Here is a 20,032-nt window from a genome sequence, read left to right as displayed (position 1 = left end):
GCCCTTTCCCTTCACACCTCAGATGCCGCGCCGCGGCCCCGGCGGCAGCGCCGGCACATGGTGCATGCCCCCACCCTGCGGCCGGACCTGCCCGACCCGCTGCCACTGCGACTGCTGCCCGCCGCCGTGCCGGGTGCTGTACGCCCCCATGCTGTAGGCGCCGTACGAGCTGCTGCACGAACCCGGACCGGATCCGCCGTGGTCGAGATACCCGAACGCGACAAACCCGAACTCCTCCTCGCCCCTGCGGTCACCCGGCAACGTACGGAAGGACTTGACGTACTCGGCGTAGAGCGCGTCGTAGATCGGCGTGGCCGATGACCCACCCGAACTCTCCGCAGCCGCCCGAGCGGCCGGAATCGACGAGAAGGACGGGCGGCGGGGAACGTCGTATGCGTGCACGTATGTCCAAACGACACCAGGCCACAAGAGATGCGGCCGCAGAATCCGATATCGCAGGTCACTGATGCATTAGGGGCGCGCTTGATGCCGCTGAGGGGCGCGGGGAACTGCGCGACAAGCCACAACGAACCCGCAGCCGCCACTCAACAGCAAGTCCCCGGACAGTAGGCACTCACGTCCCGGCCAAAGGCAAAGCCGCAGCGACAAGCTTGCCGTTGGCCGCCGCTTTATCCAACGCATCCCGCAACAGATCCTCCCGCGGCTGCCGCCCAATCGCCCCCACAGGCGCCGCGAACATCAACACCTGCTGATGCTTGTTCGCGGCGGTCCGCCACCCATCCGTCACCTGCAACGGCTGATGCGCCTGCCACCAAGCGACCGGCTGCCCCCCGGAGGGTTGGAGCACCGCATGCAACTGCCCCATCGCCAGCAGCACCGACCAGCCGTGCAACACCGACGGCACCGACTCGATCGCCGTGAGCGGCATGAAACCCTGCTCGATGAGCAGCGGCAGAAAGTCGTCGCCGGCGCCCGTCGCACCGGGCCGCACGATGGGCGCGGTCGGCTCGACGACCAGCGCCGGGTGCAACTCACCGGCGATCAGGACGAGTCCGCTGGTCACGCCGAGCACGGCCTGCTCGGGGACGATCTTGTCGGGCTCCAGGTCCACCGTGTCGCCGCTGATGGAGCGCACCGCGCCCCGCAGTTGCTCCTCGGTGACCTGGACGACCTGCGAGGGCAGGCAGGTGGCGTGGGCGAAGGCGAGGACGGCGGTCTCGTCGCCGATGAACAGGACGGTGCTGGTGCGCTCCTGCTCGGAGTCGCCCGGGGTGCGGCAGGACGTGCAGTCGTAACTGCCAGGGGCGTTCTCTCCGGCGAGCAGCCGGTCGGCTTCATCGTCGCCGATCTCGGCGCGTACGTCGTCGCTGACGTCGAGCATGCGCGGCACGGGTGGCTCCCTCGGATGTGGTGCGTATCGGGACCGGGTGGCTCCCGGCCCGTGAACCGGGCGGGTCCCGGGCTCATGAAGAGACAACGGGCGATCTGTGGCGGGAGTCACGCTCCAAGGCGAACGGAGTCGAACCATCCGATGCGCTGGGTCACAGCGGGTCCGGAATCGGACACTCCCTGTCAAGTGCTGGGAAATCCAAGGAAGTTGGATCGGTGATGTGGGTCACAGATCATCTGGATGTCTGGTCGACAAATCCTGAAATTCACGAATGAAGTGGGTGTCCGAAAATCGCCGATACCCGAGGTAACGGCGAACTGGCCTGGAATGACAAGGAGTTGGTTGATACCACCCCACCGTCGTGCCGTACATTCCTCCGCCGTGTGCAACGAGCACCGCTCGGGAACGTCCGCCGGCCGCACCAAGCCAGCTCGTCGTACAGCCTCCGGCGGACGGGGCTGAGCGCGCCGACCGCGACCAATCGCGGGACGTGCGCCCGGCCTTGGGGGACCCCGGGTCCGTGGAGAGGGATTTCCATGTCCGATTGTGCCGATACCAACCGCGACAACGTCCGCAAGACGAGTACGACACGTACGACGGCGGTCCTCGCCGGGGCCGCTCTGCTCGCCCCCCTCGGACTGCTGGCCGCGAGCGGCAACGCCGCGGCGGCGGACGGCGGGGTCTGGGACCGCATCGCCCAGTGCGAGAGCGGCGGCAACTGGCACATCAGCACCGGTAACGGCTACTACGGCGGACTGCAGTTCGCCGCCGGCACCTGGCGCGCGTACGGCGGCACGGCCTACGCGCCTACGGCCGACCAGGCCTCCAGGGAACAGCAGATCGCGGTAGCCACCAAGGTCCAGCGCGCCCAGGGTTGGGGCGCCTGGCCGACCTGCTCGGCACGGGCCGGAGCGTACGGCAGCGCACCCGCGGCTCCCGCGACCGGCTCGGCCACGACGAAGGCGGCTCCGCCGAAGGCGCCGGAACGCTCGTCGACGACCCACACCGACCGCAGTGCGTCCCGCGGCGACTACACGGTCCGCCAGGGCGACACCCTGAGCGGCATCGCCGCCCGGTACGGGACCACCTGGCAGCGGATCCACGCCGCCAACAAGGCCGTCATCGGCAGTGATCCCGATGTGATCGTGCCCGGACAGCGCCTCGACATCTGAGCCGCCCCCTGCCCCGGGCACGGGGCCCCGCCTGGTGCGCCGACCGGGTGGGGCCCCTCGGCGCACCGGACGCGCCGCGGCGGCCGTACGCGGCGCACTGCTTAGCGTGAGCCGATGTACACCAAGCTGATCACGCTCGCCGTGGCGGCGCTGCTCGCCACCGTCACGCCGGCCGCCGCGCACGAGGTGCCGCCGCTGCCGGTCCCCGTTCCGCTGCTCGACACGCTGCTCGGCCCTCGTGAATGCGGCAAGGGCAAGTGGCCCTGGGGCTGCCTCGCCGAGTGCGAGAGCAGCGGGCGCTGGAACGTCAACTCCGGCAACGGCTTCTACGGAGGGTTGCAGTTCGGGCAGGCCACCTGGGAGGACTTCGGCGGCCTGAAGTACGCCCCGCGCGCGGATCTCGCCTCGCGCGAGGAGCAGATCGCCATCGCCCGGAAGGTGGTGGCCGTGCAGGGCTGGGAGGCCTGGCCCGTCTGCTCCAAGCGATACGGGCTCAAGGGCCGGATGCATGCCGTGCAGCGCGGCGACACGCTGACGTCGATCGCCCGCAGATACGGCGTCAGGGGCGGCTGGCAGGCGCTCCACAAGGCCAACAAGAAACGGCTCGGCCGCCGTCCCGACCAGCTGAAGGTGGACATACTGCTGGTCATCCCGGAGGGCGAGGACCGTGCGCAGGACCCGGCCCCCGGTCTCTTCGGTCCGCCGCTGCCCGACGCTGAAGTTCCCCCGCCTCGCCGCTGAACACGACGGCACCGCGGCGCAGTTCGTACCCGAGCGCCGTCCGGCCGTCGAGGGCGGGCGGCAGCCGCTGCTCGGCGACGACCACACACGCGTCGAGTGCGGCCAGCAGTTCGTACGTCCGTGCCGCGACCGTGGCGGACATGCCCTGCGTAGGTTCGTCGACGAGTACCACGCGCGCGCGTGCCAGCAGGGCGCGGGAGAGCGCGAGCATGCGCTGCTCGCCGCCGGAGAGGGTGCCGGCCCGGCGCGGCAGCAGGGGCGTCAGCTGAGGGTAGGCGTCAAGGGCGGGGGTCGCGTCGGCCGCCGCCAGTTCGAGGTTCTCGCGGACGGTGAGGGAGCCGAACACCGCCTGCCTTTCCGGGACCATGCACAGCCCGCGCCGGGCCCGTTCGAACGCCGGCGTCCGGGTCACGTCGACGCCGTCCCACACCACCGCGCCCCCGGACAGGGGCACGGTTCCGGCCAGGGCGCGCAGGGCCGTCGTACGGCCGGATCCGTTGCGGCCCAACAGGACGGTGAGGCCGGGGCCGGGGGCGGCGAGGGTGATGCCGTGCAGGGCTTCCAGGGGGCCGTAGCGCACGCGCCCGTGCCGCAGGGAGATCGTGGTGGTCATTGGCCGGCCGCCTCCAGCGTGTCCAGTACGCGGTCGGGCGGGCCGGAGGCGACGATGCGGCCCGCCGCCATGACGTGGACGACGTCGGCGAGGTCGGCGACCAGGTCGAGATCGTGCTCGACGACGAGCAGGGCGGTGCCGTCGGCGGCGAGGGCCTTCAGGATGCGGGCCAGCGCGGTCACTTCGGCGGTGTCCAGGCCCGCGGCGGGCTCGTCGAGCAGCAGCACGCGCGGGCTGCCCGCGAGGGCTCGGGCCAGCTCCACCCTGCGCAGGGTGCCGGTGGGCAGGCCCGCGGCGGGCAGTTCCCGGACCGGCCCGTCGAGACCGAGCAGCCGCAGCGCCCGCTCTACAGCCGCCTGATCGGCGATCCGCCCTTGCTCGGCGCCCACGCGAACATTTTCGGCCACGGTCAACGAGGGGAAAACGGCCAGTTGCTGGAACGTCCGTGCGATGCCGAGTCGGGTGCGGGCGTGGGCGGGCAGCCGGGTGATGTCCCGGTCGTCGAGCCGTACCTGGCCTTGTGCGGGGCGCAGGGTGCCGGCGAGGCAGTGGAACAGGGTGCTCTTGCCTGCGCCGTTGGGGCCGACGATGGCGGTGATCCGGCCTCGGGGGACGTCGAGGTCGATGTCGTCGAGTGCGGTGAAGCCGCCGTAGTCGGCGTGGAGGTGGCGGGTGGTGAGGACTGGTTTGGGGATCCCACCCGCACCACCCGTGACAGTTTCGTCGTCGGGTGCGGGTGGTTGCTGCGGGGACTGGGCGCTGATGTGGCCTGTGGGTAGTCCCTGGCGGAGCCTCGTGTCGGTTGTCGTAGCCGTGGCTGCACCGTCGGTGGTCGTCGCGGTCGTCGGTTCCGGGTGAGGGGTCCGGTCCTGTTCCGGTCGTTGTAGGCGCCACCGTAGAGCCACCCCCGCCGTCGTCAGTCCCGCGTTCCGCCGTGGCCGTAGGCGTCTCGTCGCCGTTCGCAGTGCCTCGTACGGTCCTCCGGGGAACCGGCCGACCAGTACTGCCAGTACGCCGATCAGGGCCGCTGCCACGCCGCCTCGCGCACCCGCGTCCAGGCCGACGAGGAGGGCGGCTGCCGCCAGTGCGCCCAGGGTGGAGTCGGCGCCCAGGACCACCACCGCCGCGAACCACAGCAGGCCGCGGACGGGGTCGTACGCGCCGGGGTCGAAGGCGCGGAGACCCATGCCGAGCATGCCGCCGCCGAGGGCGGCCAGGGCGGCGCCGGAGACGAAGGCCAGGAGTTTGAGGGACGGGACCTTTACGCCTGCCGCCGACGCGCCCGATTCGTGGTCGCGCATGGCCGCGAGGGCTCTGCCCGTACGGCCCCTGCGCAGCGCGTGCGTCGCGAGGAGCGCGGCTGCCAGCAGGGCCAACTCCAGGACGTAGTACGCGCGGTCCCCGTCGAAGCCGGCCGGGCGGTCCAGTGAGAGGCCCGACGTGGCGTACGGCTGCGCGAACACGAAGCGGCTCACGCCCACGCCGACCGCGAAGGTCGCCAGCGCCAGCGCCAGGCCCTGGCGGCTGATCGCCGGCCAGCCGGTGAGCAGGCCCAGGGGCGCGACCAGGAGCACCGCCACCGCCAGCGCGGCCAGTTCCGGCAGGCGGGGCAGACCGGGGAAGCGGCCCGCCGCGAGCAGGGCGGTGAAGAGGGCGCCCAGACCCGCGTACGCCGCCTGGCCGAGCGAGATCTGGCCGCCGCGGCCCGTGACGACGACCAGGGAGAGGAGCACCACGCCCAGCGCCGGCACCTGCACCGACGTATGGAGGTCCGAGCCCGCGAAGCCCAGCGGCAGCAGGAACAGGACCACCGCCACTATCCAGGCGCCCGGCGGGGTCGGCACGCGCGCAGTGGCCGTGCGCGGCAGTGCGTCCCGGGTGCCGACGCGGGGCAGGACGAGGGCCGCGATCAGCAGCGCCACCACGAACAGGTTCGCGCCGACGGCCTGGAGCAACGGTTCGCCCCAACCGGAGGGATGAAGCCGCGTCAGCTGGCTCTGCGCCACCCCGATCCCCAGCGCCGTCACGACCGCGACCGGCAGACTGCGCATCCGTGCCGCGACCGCGACCGCGACGACCTCCATGACGAGCAGCGGCAGTCCGTACGGGTCCAGCCGGACGTACGGCGCCAGCAGCACGCCCGTCAGACCCGCCGTGAACGACCCGAACGCCCAGCCGGCCGCCGCCACCCGGTCCGCGTCGATCCCGCCGAGCACGGCCAGCTGACGGTCGTCCACGACCGCCCGCAGCTCCCGCCCGAACCGCGTCCACCGGATCACCGCACCGACACCGGTCGCCAGTACGGCCACCACCGCCAGCTGTCCCCAAGGGTCCGCCGACACCAGCTCGGGAGCGTCGTCCCGCGCACCCTGCCCCCACAGCAGCGCCGCCCCGCCGACCAGCAGCACGAAGACCCCGATCGACGCCACCAGCGTCTGCGCCGGATCGCTGCCGAGCACGGACAGCGGGCGGAAGACGAAACGCTCCAGCACCACACCCAGGCCCGGCGCCAGGACCACCAGCGTCACCAGCGCGCCGAGCCACAGCGGCCAGCCCCACTCGACCACGCACTGCCGCAGCGCGTACGCGCACACCATGGCGATCGCCCCGTGCGCGAAGTTGAGCACGCCGGTCGCGCGGTACGTCACGATCAGGCCGATCCCGGTGAGCGCGGCGGCGCTGCCGACCGACAGACCGGCGAGCGTGAGGTCGTACGTGAGGGACGACATCAGCCGTCTGCTTCGGCGGGCTCACAGATGGGGCAGGGCCCCAGCTCGCCGCTCGCCACCAGCTTCCCGTCCACCGGCACCGCCTCCGTCTTCCCGGCGACCAACGGGCAGTCCGCGCGGTGGAAGAGCGTGCCGCCCGGCACCATCAGCAGATCCGCGCTGACCGCGAGGGGCGCGGCCGCCGCCTGCCCGGAGTCCACCGTGCCGTCGGGCTCGGCGGCCACCAGCAGGCCGTACAGCTCCTCCACGCGCGCGGCGGCGAGTGCGTTGCGGCCATGCGTCAGCAGCACCGCACCGGCGATGATCAACGCGGCTCCCGGAACCGTGCAGGACGCGAGGTAGGGCAGCTGCCGCTCGGCGAACCGCTCGCCGGAGACGCCGTACCAGCCGATCACACACAGCACCGCGCCCGCGGCGAGCGCCGCCCAGGCGGCCCAGAGGACGGGGTGCACGGTCCGCAGTCGGGCTGTCCGCATCTCTGGCTCCCACACGTCGTGAGTCTGTCCATGTCAGCCGATCGCTTGCACTATGCCTTCTGCAAGCTGACCCTGAAAGCACCGGGCGCGCACGGCCCGGACCGACACCCGGTGGTGAGCCAGATGGTTCTCGGGAGCGACCTCAGGCGGGGGAACGCGGGACGCGGTACCGCGATCATGGCCGCGCTGCTCCTCTTCCTCGCCCCGGCCCTCGCGGCCTGCAGCGACGACGAGGGCGGCGGCAGCAGCGAGACACCGCCGACACCGACGGTCGAGCAGACCGAGCAGCCGACGAGTCCGGCCGCGTCGGGGCCCGCCGACACGGCGGCGGCCGAGCGGGAGATCAAGCAGAACTGGCAGAAGTTCTTCGATCCGGCGACCTCGGCACAGGACAAGCAGTCGGTCCTCGAGAACGGCGACCGGATGGCGCCCGTGCTGGCGGCCTTCAGCGGCGACGAACGCGGCGGTCAGGTCCAGGCGAAGGTCACCGCGGTCGAGTTCACCTCGCCGACCGAGGCGAACGTGACGTACGACCTGACGCTGAAGGGCGCCACCGCACTGCCCGGCGCCTCCGGAACGGCGGTCGAGCAGGACGGCGCCTGGAAGGTGTCCGCCAAGACCCTGTGCGCGCTGGTGAGCATGAGCGGCAATGCCTCGGCGTCGGCCCTCCCGGGCTGCTGAGGCCCTCGCCGCGGTGCTGCTGCTCGCCCTGAGCACGGCCTGCGGCAGCCGCCTGCCGGAGAGCGACTTCGAGAGCGACGGCCGTACGACCCCACAGGCGACGGCCGGTGCCCCGCTGCGCGTCGGCATCATCACCAGCGCCACCAGCCCTGTCGGCGGCAACGCCTTCACCGGCCCGCGCGACGGCGCGAAGGCCTACTTCGACCGCCTCAACGCGCGCGGGGGCATCGACGGGCGCCCGGTCGAGGTGCGCCTGTGTGACGACGGCGGCAGCGGGGTCGGCAACAACGAGTGCGTGCACAAGCTCATCGACGAGGACGAGGTCGTCGCCCTGGTCGCCACCACCGCGCTCGACTACGCGGGCGCCTCCCGTGTCTCACGCGCGCGCGTGCCCGACATCGGCGGCCAGCCCATCGGCGCCGCCTACGACACGTGGCCGCACCTCTACGGCATCTACGGCAGCCTCGCGCCCCGCGACGGCACGACCGGCTGGGACGGCAAGCAGTACGGCGGCACCGAGGTCTACCGGTACTTCAAACGCGAGCACGGCGCCCGCACGGCCGCCGTCGTCTCGTACAACCAGGCCGCGTCCGCCGCCTACGCGCGGCTGGTCGAGCGGGGACTGAGGGCCGAGGGCTACAAGGTCGTCACCGAGCAGGTCGACTTCGCGCTGTCCAACTTCCGTGCCGTGGCGGCCGACCTCAAGGAGCAGGGCGCCGACCTCGTCTTCGACGCCATCGACGGGCACGGCAACGCCCAGTTGTGCAAGGCGATGGACGACGTCGGCGCCGACGTCACCGCCAAGGTCACGAACGTACAGAACTGGACGTCCGCCGTCCCCGACGACTACAGGGACTCGCCGCGCTGCCGCAACGCCCTGTGGGCGACCGGATCCAGCCGGAACTACGAGGACACGGACCATGAGGCCGTACGGGAGTTCCGGGACGCCACCGAAGGCCTGAAGACGCACTCCCAGTGGCAGTTGGAGGGGTGGGCCGCCGCGGCGTGGTTCACGGAGGCGGCCCGGTCCTGTGCCCAGGAGGGCGTCACGCGCGCGTGTGTCGACGACTTCATGAACCGCAGCGAGGGCTACACCGCCGGCGGGCTGTTGGTTCCGGTCCGGTTCGAGCGGCTGGCCGAGCCGCCCAGAACCCGCAGGACCTGTCTGTCGGTGGCCCGCTGGCAGGACGACAAGGGCTGGGTCTCCCAGGGAGACATGAACGACACGTGCTTCGACGTGCCGCAACTGCCGTACGAGCAATGACGTCTTTGCGGACCATCCCTGTCCGCAAGGGCTGGCAGACTCACGACCATGTTGGAGACCTCGGCACGACTGCTGCGCCTGCTCTCGCTCCTCCAGGCGCACCGCGAATGGTCCGGCGCCGACCTGGCCGAGCGCCTCGGCGTCACGCCGCGCACCGTGCGCCGGGACGTGGACCGGCTGCGCGAGCTGGGCTACCCCGTCAACGCCAGTCCTGGCACGGGGGGCGGCTATCAGCTGGGCGCGGGCGCCGAGCTGCCGCCGCTGCTCCTGGACGACGACGAGGCGGTGGCCGTCGCCGTCGGGCTGCGCACGGCCGCCGGGCAGGGCATCGAGGGCATCGGCGAGACCTCCGTACGGGCCCTCGCCAAGCTCGAACAGGTCCTGCCGAGCCGGCTGCGCCGCCGCGTGGGCGCCCTGAACGCGTTCACCGTGCCGATGCTGCGCGGCCCCCAGCCCTCCGCCGTCGACCCGGCCGTCCTCACCGAGCTCGCCCATCTGTGCCGTGACGCCGAGCGGCTGCGCTTCGAGTACCGCACGCACGAAGGAGCCGTGACCCGCCGTACCGTCGAACCGCACCGCCTGGTGTGCACCGAGCGCCGCTGGTATCTGGTCGCCTGGGACCTGGACCGCGACGACTGGCGTACGTTCCGCGTCGACCGCATCACCCCCAAGCCGCCGCACGGCCCGCGTTTCACCCCGCGCAAGCCGCCCGCCGACGACCTCGCCGCGTATGTCTCCCAAGGGGTCTCCACGCGCGCGTACGCCGCGCACGCCGTCGTCCGGCTGCTGGTGCCGCTCGCGGAGGCGGCCGAGCGGATCTCGCCGTCGGCCGGGGTGCTGGAGCCCGACGGCGAGAACAGCTGCGTCCTGCGCACCGGGGCCGCGAGTCTCGACGTGATGGTCATTCACGTGATGCTGATGGGCTTCGAGTTCGAGGTGCTGGAGCCCGCCGAGCTCACCGACACGATCAGGACCGCTCGGGACCGGCTGTCTCGCGCTCTGGAGCGAGCTCCGCGTACTCGGGATGGTGCAGGTCGAACGCCGGGGACTCGGACCGGATCCGGGGCAGCGTGGTGAAGTTGTGCCGGGGCGGCGGGCAGGAGGTCGCCCACTCCAGGGAGCGGCCGTAGCCCCAGGGGTCGTCGACCTCGACCTTCGTGCCGTACTTGGCGGTCTTCCAGACGTTGTAGAGGAACGGCAAGGTCGACAGGCCGAGGAGGAACGAGCCGATCGTCGAGATGGTGTTGAGCGCCGTGAAGCCGTCGGCGGCGAGATAGTCCGAGTAGCGGCGCGGCATGCCCTCGGCGCCCAGCCAGTGCATCACCAGGAACGTGGTGTGGAAGCCGATGAACAGCGTCCAGAAGTGGATCTTGCCGAGCCGCTCGTCGAGCATCTTCCCGGTGAACTTCGGCCACCAGAAGTAGAACCCGGCGAAGATCGCGAAGACGACGGTGCCGAACACGACGTAGTGGAAGTGGGCGACCACGAAGTAGGTGTCCGTGACGTGGAAGTCCATCGGCGGCGAGGCGAGGATCACGCCGGTCAGACCGCCGAAGAGGAACGTCACCAGGAACCCCACCGACCACAGCATCGGCGTCTCGAAGGACAGTGAGCCCTTGATCATGGTCCCGGTCCAGTTGAAGAACTTCACGCCCGTCGGCACCGCGATCAGGAAGCTCATGAAGGAGAAGAACGGCAGCAGCACCGCGCCCGTCGCGAACATGTGGTGCGCCCACACCACCACCGACAGACCGGTGATCGCCATCGTCGCGCCGACCAGCGTCAGATAGCCGAAGATCGGCTTCCGGCTGAAGACCGGAATGATCTCCGTGATGATGCCGAAGAACGGCAGCGCGATGATGTACACCTCGGGATGCCCGAAGAACCAGAACAGGTGCTGCCACAGCAGTGCGCCACCGTTCGCCGCCGTGAAGATCTGCGAGCCGAACCGCCGGTCGGCCTCCAGACAGAGCAGCGCCGCGGCCAGTACCGGGAACGCCATCAGGATCAGGATCGACGTGAACAGCGTGTTCCACACGAAGATCGGCATCCGGAACATCGTCATGCCGGGGGCGCGCATCCCGATGATGGTGGTGATGAAGTTGACCGCGCCGAGGATCGTGCCGAAACCGGCCAGCGCGAGCCCCATGATCCACAGGTCGGGTCCGACGCCCGGTGAGCGTTCCGCGCTGTTCAGTGGCGCGTAGGCGAACCAGCCGAAGGCCGCGGGCCCCGAGGGCACCAGCAGCGAGCCCAGCACGATCAGGCCGCCGAACAGGAACAGCCAGTACGACAGCATGTTCAGGCGCGGGAAGGCGACGTCGGGGGCGCCGATCTGCAGCGGCATCAGCTCGTTGGCGAAACCCGCGAAGGTCGGCGTCGCGAACAGCAGCAGCATGATCGTGCCGTGCATCGTGAACAGCTGGTTGAACTGCTGGTTGTCGATGAGCTGCAGCCCCGGCCGGGCGAGTTCGGCGCGCATGATCAACGCCATCAGGCCGCCGACGAGGAAGAACGCGAACGACGTGATCAGGTAGAGATGGCCGATCTTCTTGTGGTCGGTGGTCGTCAGCCAGTCGACGATCACCCGTCCCTGCGGCCTCCTCCGCACGGGCCGCATCGCCGTCTGCACGGTCTGAGTCCCCATACGCTCGCTCGCCCCTTCGCTCGTCGCGCCACGGGCCGCTGCCGCCCGCGGCGCGCGAGTGCCCGCGAGCTCACGTCATGATGCTCGCGTCGTCGTGCGCCGCGACAGGGGGCGTACCGGGGTTCTGTGCCTGAGCCATGCATTTCCTGTGCGACGTCAGCCCCCATGGGCGCCCCACGCGGAATCGGAATGGAATGCGGATCCGTGGCGGTTACCCCGGCACTTTCCGCCGGGCTTTTCGGAGAGTCGGGGCGACACGCGGAAATCACGTTCGAATGCCTGCGTAAGGCGTACGCGCGCGCCCGTTGGTGTGACGAAGTGCATCAGAAACGCATGTCGTGATCCTGTGACAAAAGTGTGACCCGAGAGGGATCAGTGACCCACGGTGTACGGATCCGACTTCCGTGCCCGTTCGATGGGGCCTAGCGTGGCGCCATGGCACCCATTCCGAAACCTCCCGCCGAACCTCAGGACAGCCCGGATTCGTATGTGGGCCTCGATGCCGGAGCGGCCGAACAACGCGCCCGTGACCGGGGCTGGTCGACCGTGCGGTCCCTGCCCCCGGGCGCGATCATCACCATGGAGTACCGCGTGGGACGGCTGAACTTCGAGGTCAAGGACGGCCTGGTGGCGCGGGCCTGGAAGGGCTGAGAAACGGCGACGGCCCTGGTTTCCCGCGTCCGATGCGGGAAACCAGGGCCGTCGTGCTGCGCGCTCAGCCGCCCGCGATGGGGTGGGCCGAGGTGGTTGTGCCGCGGGTGACGCGGTCCGCCTGCGGCGGGCGGCGGCTGCCGACCGGAGTGACCGGTGTGCGCTCCGAGCGGGCCGTGTGCGGGCCCGGCGCCATATGGAGGTGCGTCTTGGGCGCGTGGGCCGTGGAGAGCGGCTCGGGCGCCGTGGAGACCGGCTCCTGAGCCGCGCAGACCGGCTCGGGCGCCGTGGAGACAGTGGACACCGGCTCCGTGGCCGTGGACACCGGCTCGGGCGCGGCGGGCTCCCCCTGGGCGGACGGACGCGGCTTGAGCACCACCGGGACCTCGACCGGGCTCGTCGGGACGGTCGCCGGGGCGGCGCGGCGGGAGCGCCAGCGGTCGCGCAGGTCGAAGATCTGTGCTTCGGCGCGGGCCACCATCGGCTCGAACCACGGCAGCGCCAGCAGGATCAGCAGACCCGCGGCCCAGCCGAGCAGCACATCGCTCAGCCAGTGCGTACCCAGGTACACGGTGGTCAGGCCGACGCTGAGCGACACCACGGCCGACAGGGCCGACAGCCAGCGCCGGGCCTGCGGCGTGGCGGCCAGATAGGAGAGGATGCCCCAGGTCACCACGGCGTTCGCGGTGTGTCCCGAAGGAAATATGTCGCTGCCGGCCTGGAACCAGTGCCACATCTCGTTCGAGCCGATGTCGGTCGCGTAGTGCGGACCGGAGCGGCCCAGGCCGTACTTCACCACGGCCACTGTGATGTTCAGCAGCAGCACGGCCGCGCCGAAGGCCAGCAGCGGGCGCAGCGTGTGCTGCCGCCAGGAGCGCCAGCCCAGCCAGGCCGTGACCATCACCGCCGTCGGGCCGCGCTGGCCGAGCACCACCCAGTAGTCCAGGAAGGCGTGGATCTCCGGCCATTGCTGGTACGGCCGGAAGAGCATCGCCTGCCAGTCGAACCGGACCAGCCAAGAGGTGAGCACGACCGCCAGAACGATCGTGAGGTAGAAGGCGAGCGTCGCGCCGAAAAGGACCACCCGGTGCCGCGTCATCCGGGGCACGTCTAGGACGGGCCGCTCCGGTTCACGGTCCAGCCGGGCGAAGATCCGGTCGAGCCGGCTCGGCTTTGGTTCGGTACGCACACGATCGACGTTACAGGGAGTGAGTGGAGTTACCCGCAGAAGCTGGCCCTTTGTAATGACGATGTGATGTGGGAAAGCTCTCAGGGCGGGGTTTATTTCCGAGGATTCTGCAATCCCCTGTGCCCCTTCCCTTCAATTCCTTTGATCACTTCAGGGGCCAGGTTTTGCCCCCCTTATAAATCCGTTCACCGGGTGATGGCCGGGAATTCTCCGGAAGCTCACCCTCCGTCGGCGGCTCCGCGGTGGCCTGTCAGGGCGGACCGGAGCCGTTCAGCCAGAACGCCCCGTACACCGCCGAGCCGGCCGCGACAGCGCCCAGCACCGGCGCCGACCTGGAGGTTCGCAGCCGGGCCAGGGCCAGGGCGAGGGGCAGCAGCAGGGGGAAGGCGGGCATGAGGAGGCGCGGTTTCGAGCCGAAGTAGCTCGACGCGCACAGTGCCAGCGCGGTGACGACACCCGCGTACACCAGCAGCGGCAGCGGCTGGCGCTGCCGTACACAGACGACATACAGCCAGACGACCAGGCCCACGCCGGCGATCAGCCCGACCCCGGCCAGGGCCGACGGAAACGACGTGAACTTTGCGGCGACAAATCGGGCGAACGCCCAGCCGCCGTCGAAGCCGTTGCGCCAGCCCGCCTGGACGTCGAGATAGCCGAGCGGGCCCTTGCCGGTGCGGTGGCCGACCCACAGGACGTACCCGGCGGCGCCGAGGGGCGCGAGCAGCATCCCGAGGGCGCGCCGCCACGCGGATGCGCCGTTTTCCGGCGTACCGGGGGCAAGGGAGGGGGCGTGTTCCGGGCTGCGTGCGCCCTCGTCGGGCGCCGCGCTTCGGTGTCGTACGAAAGTGGCGATCCCGGCCGCCCACACCGCCGCCACAACCGCCAGGCCCACCGGGCGGGTCAGGCCCGCCAGCAGGGCCAGGGTGCCGGACGTGAGCCAGCGGCCGGTCAGGACGGCGTACAGCGACCAGGCGGCGAGTGCGGTGAACAGTGACTCGCTGTACGCCATCGACTGCACGATCCCGACGGGCAGCACGGCCCACACCAGCACCGCGCAGAACCCCGCGCGCGGGCCGTACACAAGGTCGGCGACCGCGAAGATCCCCCAGGCCGCGGCGAGCGAGGCCAGCACGGCGACGAGGAAGCCGGCGCCCGCGTACGACAGCGGGGTCGTCGCGTGCAGCAGCCGCTCCAGCCAGGGCAGCAGCGGGAAGAAGGCGAGGTTGGAGTGGATGTCGCCGTTCGGAAGGCGGACCTCGTAGCCGTACCCCAGCTCGGCGACCCTCGTGTACCAGAGGGAGTCCCAGCGGGCGGTCAGCAGGGTGTACGCGCTCTTGTCGCGCGCCGCGCTCCACAGGGCGAGGGCGAGCAGGCCCAGGGCGCGGACGGCCGCGTACCCGAGGAGGGCCCGGGCCGTCCCCGTGAGTCTGGCCGGTGCCACGCGCGTCGCAAGATCGGTCACGGGTCCGATTATCGACGGCCCCCGGAACCGGACCGACCCGCGCTATGTGGTGGAGGGGGAGGCGGAGTGGCGTACGCCACATGTGTTCCGTGGGACGTGTGAGAGGTCCGCCACGCAGGACCGGCGCGTTCTCGCGTACATTGACGTGTCACTCGCCATTCGTTGCGCGGGCCGGAGACCACCGCTCCTCTCCGGCCGAGTCACGGGGAGCCCCACCCCGTGTGCCCGCCGAACGCGAGGGAACATCTGGGAGGTACGTACATGTCCGGGACGACCACGGCCGCTGCGCTGCGCCGTCGGGCGGCCGGGGCCGGTGCAAACCGCTGGGTCGTCCTGGTCGTCCTCTGCGTGAGCCTGCTCCTGGTCGCCGTCGACGCCACCGTGCTGCACGTGGCGGTGCCCGCCGTCACCGAGGACCTCAAGCCCGGCGCGATAGAGCTGCTCTGGATCGTCGACATCTATCCGCTGGTCTGCGCCTCGCTGCTGATCCTCTTCGGCACGCTCGGCGACCGGGTGGGCCGCAGACGGATCCTGCTCCTCGGATACGGCCTTTTCGGCGTCGCCTCGGCCATGGCGGCCCTCGCCGACACCGCCCAGGTGCTGATCGCCGCACGGGCGCTGCTCGGCGTCGGCGGCGCGATGATCATGCCCGCGACCCTCTCGATCCTTCGCCAGGTCTTCCCCGACCGGCGCGAGCGGGCCCTCGCCATCGGCATCTGGAGCGCGGTGGCCGCGGTGGGCGCGGCCGTCGGGCCGCTGCTCGGCGGCTTCCTCCTCGAGCACTTCTGGTGGGGCTCGGTCTTCCTCGTCAACATCCCGCTGATGCTGGTCAGCCTTCCGGTGGGACGCCTGCTGCTGCCCGAGTCGAAGGGCGACGGCAAGGGGCCCTGGGATGTCATCGGCGCGCTGATGGCGGCGGCCGGCCTCTTCGGGGTCGTGCTCGGCGTCAAGCGGCTCGGGGGCGGCGAAGTGGACGAGGCCACCGCGCTGCCGCTGGTGGTGGGCGCGCTGCTGCTCGTCCTGTTCGTACGACGGCAGCGGCGGCTCAAGCATCCGCTCGTCGACCTGCGGATGTTCGCCCGCCCCGCGTTCAGCACGTCCGTGGGCTGCATCGTGCTGGCGATGCTGGCGCTGGTCGGGCTCGAGCTGATCGCGGCGCAGTATCTGCAGCTGGTGCTGGAGCTCTCCCCGCTGGAGACGGGTCTACGACTGCTGCCGCTGACGTTCGCCGCGATGGCGGCGGGTCTTGCCGGGGCGCGGATGCTGCGCAGGTTCGGGCCACGGCGGATGGTGTGCGCCGGGTTCGCGCTGACCGCGGTCGCGGTGCTGACGCTGATGGCGATGGGCGGCGAGGACAATCCCGGCCTGCTGCTGTTCGGGTTCGTGCTGCTGGGCTTCGGTCTGGAGACGACGCTGTTCGGGGCGTACGAGTCGATGCTGAGCGAGGCTCCGCAGGAACAGGCGGGCGGCGCCGCCGCGATCGGCGAGACGTCGTACCAGCTCGGTGCGGGGATCGGGATCGCGCTGCTGGGAAGCGTGATGAACGCGGCGTATGCGCCCGGACTGTCGTCCGTGCCGGGGGTTCCGGGGCGGGCGTCGGCCTCGGCGGAGCATTCGCTGGGCGAGGCGTACGAGGTCGCCGACCGTCTCGGCGGCCCGGCCGGTGTCGCCCTGCGCCGGGCCGCCCAGGACGCCTTCGTGCACGGGCTGCATGTGACGCTCCTGGTGAGCGCGGGGCTGCTGGTGCTGGGCGCGGTGATGGCGCTGCGGTTGCCGCGGGTCATGCAGTGTGAGCAGGCGGCGACCGTGGAGCTTCCCGGTCCTCGGGAAGTCGCGGAGTCCCGCGTCTCGGTGTGACGGCGAACCCCGGGTACGGTAACTACCGGTGCTAGTTAATTATCCGGAGGGTGTCCCATGCCGTTGCCCCCGTTCGATCCCGCCGACCCCCTGGGCATCGACGACCTGCTGGACCCGGAGGACCTCGCGATCCGCGACACCGTGCGGAGGTGGGCCGCCGACCGGGTCCTGCCGTATGTCGCGGACTGGTACGAGAAGGGCGAGCTGCCCGACGTAAGGGAACTGGCCCGTGAACTCGGCGGGATCGGGGCCCTGGGGATGTCGCTGAGCGGGTACGGCTGCGCCGGTGCGAGCGCCGTGCAGTACGGGCTGGCCTGCCTGGAACTGGAGGCCGCCGACTCCGGCATCCGCTCCCTGGTGTCCGTGCAGGGCTCTCTCGCCATGTACGCCATCCACAAGTTCGGCTCGGAAGACCAGAAGCAGCGCTGGCTGCCCCGTATGGCCTCCGGCGAGGTCATCGGCTGCTTCGGCCTCACCGAACCCGACCACGGCTCCGACCCCGCCTCCATGCGCACGCACGCCAAGCGCGACGGCGGCGACTGGGTGCTCAACGGGCGCAAGATGTGGATCACCAACGGGTCAGTGGCCGGTGTCGCCGTCGTCTGGGCGCAGACCGACGACGGGATCCGTGGGTTCGTCGTGCCCACCGACAGCGCCGGCTTCTCCGCCCCGGAGATCAAGCACAAATGGTCGCTCCGCGCCTCCGTCACCAGCGAACTCGTCCTCGAAGACGTACGGCTGCCCGCCGACGCCGTACTGCCGGACGTCACCGGTCTGCGCGGCCCCCTCAGCTGTCTCTCCCACGCGCGCTACGGCATCGTGTGGGGGGCGATGGGGGCGGCGCGGTCGTGTTTCGAGACCGCTGTGGAATACGCGAGGACGCGGGAGCAGTTCGGGCGGCCCATCGGGGGGTTCCAGCTCACCCAGGCCAAGCTCGCCGACATGGCGGTCGAACTGCACAAGGGGATTCTGCTCGCCCATCATCTGGGGCGGCGGATGGATGCCGGGCGCCTGCGTCCCGAGCAGGTCAGCTTCGGCAAACTGAACAACGTACGGGAGGCGATCGAGATCTGCCGTACGGCTCGGACGATCCTCGGGGCCAACGGGATCTCCCTGGAGTACCCCGTCATGCGGCATGCGACGAACCTCGAGTCGGTGCTCACCTACGAGGGCACCGTCGAGATGCACCAGCTCGTGCTGGGCAAGGCGCTCACCGGACTCGACGCGTTCCGGTAAGACCCGGCAGAGCGGGCAGGGCCGACGGGCGGCCCTGCCTCAGCTCTGGTTGAAGAAACCGTCGGCGCGGTGTGCCGCCGGCTCCCCGCTGACGATCTCCGTGTCGGCCGGGCTGAGCAGGAACACGCGGTTGGACACCCGGTCGATCGAACCCCGCAGACCGAAGATCAGGCCCGCCGCGAAGTCGACCACGCGCTTGGCGTCGCCCGGCTCCATGGCCGTGAGGTTCATGATGACCGGGACACCCTCGCGGAACAGCTCGCCGATGGCGCGCGCGTCCCGGAAGCTGTCCGGAGTGACCGTGCCGATCCGGCGGCCCTTCTCGACCGCCACGTCCGAGGCCACCTTCACCCGCGGATCGGTGACCCAGGCCTCCCCGGGCTCGGTCCCTTCGGAGTAGTCGTCGTCGTAGTAACGCTCGTCATCGTTGTCGTCGACGAGGCCAAGCCAGGCACTCGCCTTGCGTACCGATCCCATGGACGCCTCCTCTCACAGCGGTCTCTTTTGCTTTCCGCATCCCTATCGTCATCCATGATGCGGACGTCGCGCCAAGGGGATAGACGCCGCGCGGGGGGTTTGTGACGGTACTGGTGCACAGCGAATTCGTCGAGAGCCCTGGTCCCCCAAGGGTCTTGCCGGACAGTGCTGCTGACTGTGAGTGAAATATGATTGTTCGCGTCGTATGGGTGACTGGCGGAGCGTACGGGTGAACACTGACGGTCTCATTGGTGTGATGATCGGTCGGTACGATGCGGCCGCTCAACATCGCACGCATCACGGGGGATCGTCGTGTTCGGAATCGTCAGGCCGTGCCGGCACCGGCTCGGTGCAAGTCTCAAGACCCAGTGGATGGCGCATCTGTGCGGGCTGTGCCTCGCGCTGCGCCGGGACCACGGCCAGTTCGCCCGCGTCGTGACCAACTACGACGGGCTGCTCATCTCGGTTCTGACGGAGGCTCAGGCGGATCGGGACGGCGGCGGCAGACGTACGGCGGGACCCTGCCCGTTGCGCGGGATGCGCACCGCGTCCGTCGCGCACGGCGAGGGCGCCCGGCTCGCGGCCGCCGTCTCGCTGGTGCTCGCCTCGGCCAAGGTGCGCGACCATGTCGCCGACGGGGACGGGCTGCTGGCCCGCAGGCCGGTCGCGCTCGCGGCACGCCGGGTCGCCGCGGGCTGGGGACGCGCGGGCGCCCGTACCGGATCCGATGTCGGGTTCGACACCGCCGTACTCGTCGACGCCGTGGACCGGCAGCTCGGCATCGAGACCCTTGCCGGGCCGGGCACGCCCCTTCTGACGGTCACCGAGCCGACCGAGACCGCCACCGCCGCGGCCTTCGCGCACACCGCGGTCCTCGCCGGACGGCCGGGCAACGCCGCGCCGCTCGCCGAGGCCGGGCGCCTCTTCGGACGGCTCGCGCATCTCCTGGACGCCGTGGAGGACAGGGAGGCTGACGCCGCGTCGGGCGCGTGGAACCCGCTCACCGCGACCGGCACTTCGCTCACGGAGGCCCGGCGGCTCGCCGACGACGCCCTGCACGGGATACGGCTCGCGCTGCGGGAAGCCCAGTTCACTGACGGCAAGCTGGCGCACCGGCTGCTCGTGCACGAGTTGCACAGCTCCGTCGACCGTGCCTTCGGTACGGCCTCGTGTGCGCACATGGCGGGCCCGTACGCCCCACCAGGCGGTCCCGGTGGTCCCGGCGGTCCCTGGCTGCCGCCGGAGCCGCCGCGCCGCGACCGGCGTGGGCTGCTCGCCGGGTGCGCCCTCTGGATGGGGCTGGCCTGTACGTGCCAGATGTGCTGCGGCGAGTACGAGGACCCCTGGACGCGGGAGCGCAGGGAGGGGCTGTGCAACAACTGCGACTGCTCCAACTGCTGTGATTGCTGCGACTGTTGCGGGAACTGCGGTGACGGCTGCGATTGCTGTGGCTGCGACTGCTGAGTGAGGCGAGGGCGCGTGTGAA

18 protein-coding genes are annotated in these 20,032 nt (G+C 70.9%); 9 read left to right on the top strand and 9 right to left on the bottom strand.

What is annotated here, in order from left to right; all coding sequences use genetic code 11:
* Positions 1-18: 18 nt before the first annotated feature.
* Both ACTWQO_RS34570 and ACTWQO_RS34565 read right to left on the bottom strand, forming a co-directional pair.
* The gene (locus ACTWQO_RS34570) at positions 19-402 is read right to left on the bottom strand and encodes a hypothetical protein (protein WP_443241328.1); all 384 of its coding nucleotides are present in this window, start codon (positions 400-402) and stop codon (positions 19-21) included.
* Between the two features lie 172 nt (positions 403-574).
* Positions 575-1,351: a hypothetical protein gene (locus ACTWQO_RS34565; protein ID WP_443241327.1), complete on the bottom strand. Its 777-nt coding sequence runs from the start codon at positions 1,349-1,351 to the stop codon at positions 575-577.
* Positions 1,352-1,887: 536 nt separating this feature from the next.
* Between ACTWQO_RS34565 and ACTWQO_RS34560 the strand changes: the two genes are divergently transcribed.
* Both ACTWQO_RS34560 and ACTWQO_RS34555 read left to right on the top strand, forming a co-directional pair.
* Complete coding sequence (locus ACTWQO_RS34560) at positions 1,888-2,523, top strand: LysM peptidoglycan-binding domain-containing protein (protein WP_443241326.1); 636 nt, start codon at positions 1,888-1,890, stop codon at positions 2,521-2,523.
* Positions 2,524-2,637: 114 nt separating this feature from the next.
* Positions 2,638-3,264: a transglycosylase family protein gene (locus tag ACTWQO_RS34555; RefSeq protein WP_443241325.1), complete on the top strand. Its 627-nt coding sequence runs from the start codon at positions 2,638-2,640 to the stop codon at positions 3,262-3,264.
* On the opposite strand, the gene ACTWQO_RS34550 is transcribed toward ACTWQO_RS34555, so the two are convergent.
* Genes ACTWQO_RS34550 through ACTWQO_RS34540 form a run of 3 tightly spaced genes read right to left on the bottom strand, consistent with a single transcriptional unit; the run spans position 3,170 to position 7,082 of the window.
* A complete protein-coding gene (locus ACTWQO_RS34550; protein WP_443241324.1) occupies positions 3,170-3,877 on the bottom strand; it encodes an ATP-binding cassette domain-containing protein in 708 nt (235 codons plus the stop codon). The genes ACTWQO_RS34555 and ACTWQO_RS34550 overlap by 95 nt on opposite strands.
* Positions 3,874-6,606, bottom strand: a complete 2,733-nt coding sequence (locus ACTWQO_RS34545; protein WP_443241323.1) for an ABC transporter permease subunit — start codon at positions 6,604-6,606, stop codon at positions 3,874-3,876. The genes ACTWQO_RS34550 and ACTWQO_RS34545 overlap by 4 nt, the downstream gene beginning before the upstream one ends.
* Positions 6,606-7,082 (bottom strand): hypothetical protein, encoded by a 477-nt coding sequence (locus tag ACTWQO_RS34540; RefSeq protein WP_443241322.1) that lies wholly within the window; start codon positions 7,080-7,082, stop codon positions 6,606-6,608. Before ACTWQO_RS34540 ends, ACTWQO_RS34545 begins: the two co-directional genes overlap by 1 nt.
* Before the next feature lie 123 nt (positions 7,083-7,205).
* Between ACTWQO_RS34540 and ACTWQO_RS34535 the strand changes: the two genes are divergently transcribed.
* The 3 genes from ACTWQO_RS34535 to ACTWQO_RS34525 are packed head-to-tail and all read left to right on the top strand — an operon-like array spanning position 7,206 to position 10,104.
* Positions 7,206-7,763, top strand: coding sequence for a hypothetical protein (locus ACTWQO_RS34535; RefSeq protein ID WP_443241321.1), 558 nt, complete (start codon positions 7,206-7,208; stop codon positions 7,761-7,763).
* On the top strand, positions 7,732-9,027 hold the full coding sequence (locus tag ACTWQO_RS34530) for an ABC transporter substrate-binding protein (RefSeq protein ID WP_443241320.1): 1,296 nt from the start codon (positions 7,732-7,734) through the stop codon (positions 9,025-9,027). Before ACTWQO_RS34535 ends, ACTWQO_RS34530 begins: the two co-directional genes overlap by 32 nt.
* Before the next feature lie 48 nt (positions 9,028-9,075).
* The gene (locus tag ACTWQO_RS34525) at positions 9,076-10,104 is read left to right on the top strand and encodes a helix-turn-helix transcriptional regulator (RefSeq protein WP_443241319.1); all 1,029 of its coding nucleotides are present in this window, start codon (positions 9,076-9,078) and stop codon (positions 10,102-10,104) included.
* Here the strand turns inward: ACTWQO_RS34525 and ctaD are convergent.
* Positions 9,995-11,674 (bottom strand): aa3-type cytochrome oxidase subunit I, encoded by a 1,680-nt coding sequence (ctaD, locus tag ACTWQO_RS34520; RefSeq protein ID WP_443241318.1) that lies wholly within the window; start codon positions 11,672-11,674, stop codon positions 9,995-9,997. The genes ACTWQO_RS34525 and ctaD overlap by 110 nt on opposite strands.
* 435 nt (positions 11,675-12,109) lie before the next feature.
* On the opposite strand from ctaD, the gene ACTWQO_RS34515 reads away from it, so the two are divergent.
* Positions 12,110-12,325: an I78 family peptidase inhibitor gene (locus ACTWQO_RS34515; RefSeq protein ID WP_210574655.1), complete on the top strand. Its 216-nt coding sequence runs from the start codon at positions 12,110-12,112 to the stop codon at positions 12,323-12,325.
* 64 nt (positions 12,326-12,389) lie between these two features.
* Here ACTWQO_RS34515 and ACTWQO_RS34510 read toward each other — a convergent pair whose 3' ends face one another.
* Together ACTWQO_RS34510 and ACTWQO_RS34505 are read right to left on the bottom strand one after the other, a co-directional pair.
* Positions 12,390-13,514, bottom strand: a complete 1,125-nt coding sequence (locus ACTWQO_RS34510) for a phosphatase PAP2 family protein (protein ID WP_443241317.1) — start codon at positions 13,512-13,514, stop codon at positions 12,390-12,392.
* Positions 13,515-13,764: 250 nt separating this feature from the next.
* Positions 13,765-14,976 (bottom strand): mannosyltransferase family protein, encoded by a 1,212-nt coding sequence (locus ACTWQO_RS34505; RefSeq protein ID WP_443241316.1) that lies wholly within the window; start codon positions 14,974-14,976, stop codon positions 13,765-13,767.
* A gap of 261 nt (positions 14,977-15,237) precedes the next feature.
* Here ACTWQO_RS34505 and ACTWQO_RS34500 point away from each other — a divergent pair, with 261 nt between their 5' ends.
* Positions 15,238-16,833 carry an MFS transporter gene (locus ACTWQO_RS34500; RefSeq protein ID WP_443241315.1) on the top strand — a complete coding sequence of 532 codons (1,596 nt, stop codon included), beginning with the start codon at positions 15,238-15,240 and terminating at the stop codon, positions 16,831-16,833.
* Positions 16,834-16,890: 57 nt separating this feature from the next.
* Complete coding sequence (locus tag ACTWQO_RS34495; RefSeq protein ID WP_443241314.1) at positions 16,891-18,069, top strand: acyl-CoA dehydrogenase family protein; 1,179 nt, start codon at positions 16,891-16,893, stop codon at positions 18,067-18,069.
* Positions 18,070-18,108: 39 nt separating this feature from the next.
* Here the strand turns inward: ACTWQO_RS34495 and ACTWQO_RS34490 are convergent, their stop codons facing one another.
* Entirely contained in the window at positions 18,109-18,546 is a 438-nt protein-coding gene (locus tag ACTWQO_RS34490; RefSeq protein ID WP_210574660.1) for a cell division protein SepF, read from the bottom strand.
* Between the two features lie 312 nt (positions 18,547-18,858).
* Between ACTWQO_RS34490 and ACTWQO_RS34485 the strand changes: the two genes are divergently transcribed.
* Positions 18,859-20,010 carry a DUF5685 family protein gene (locus tag ACTWQO_RS34485; protein WP_443241313.1) on the top strand — a complete coding sequence of 384 codons (1,152 nt, stop codon included), beginning with the start codon at positions 18,859-18,861 and terminating at the stop codon, positions 20,008-20,010.
* The last annotated feature ends 22 nt before the right edge of the window (positions 20,011-20,032 follow it).

Origin of the sequence: Streptomyces sp. 4N124 (assembly GCF_052245395.1) — a bacterium.
In the GTDB taxonomy this organism is placed as follows: domain Bacteria; phylum Actinomycetota; class Actinomycetes; order Streptomycetales; family Streptomycetaceae; genus Streptomyces.
This window is presented reverse-complemented; position numbering and strand designations above follow the sequence as displayed.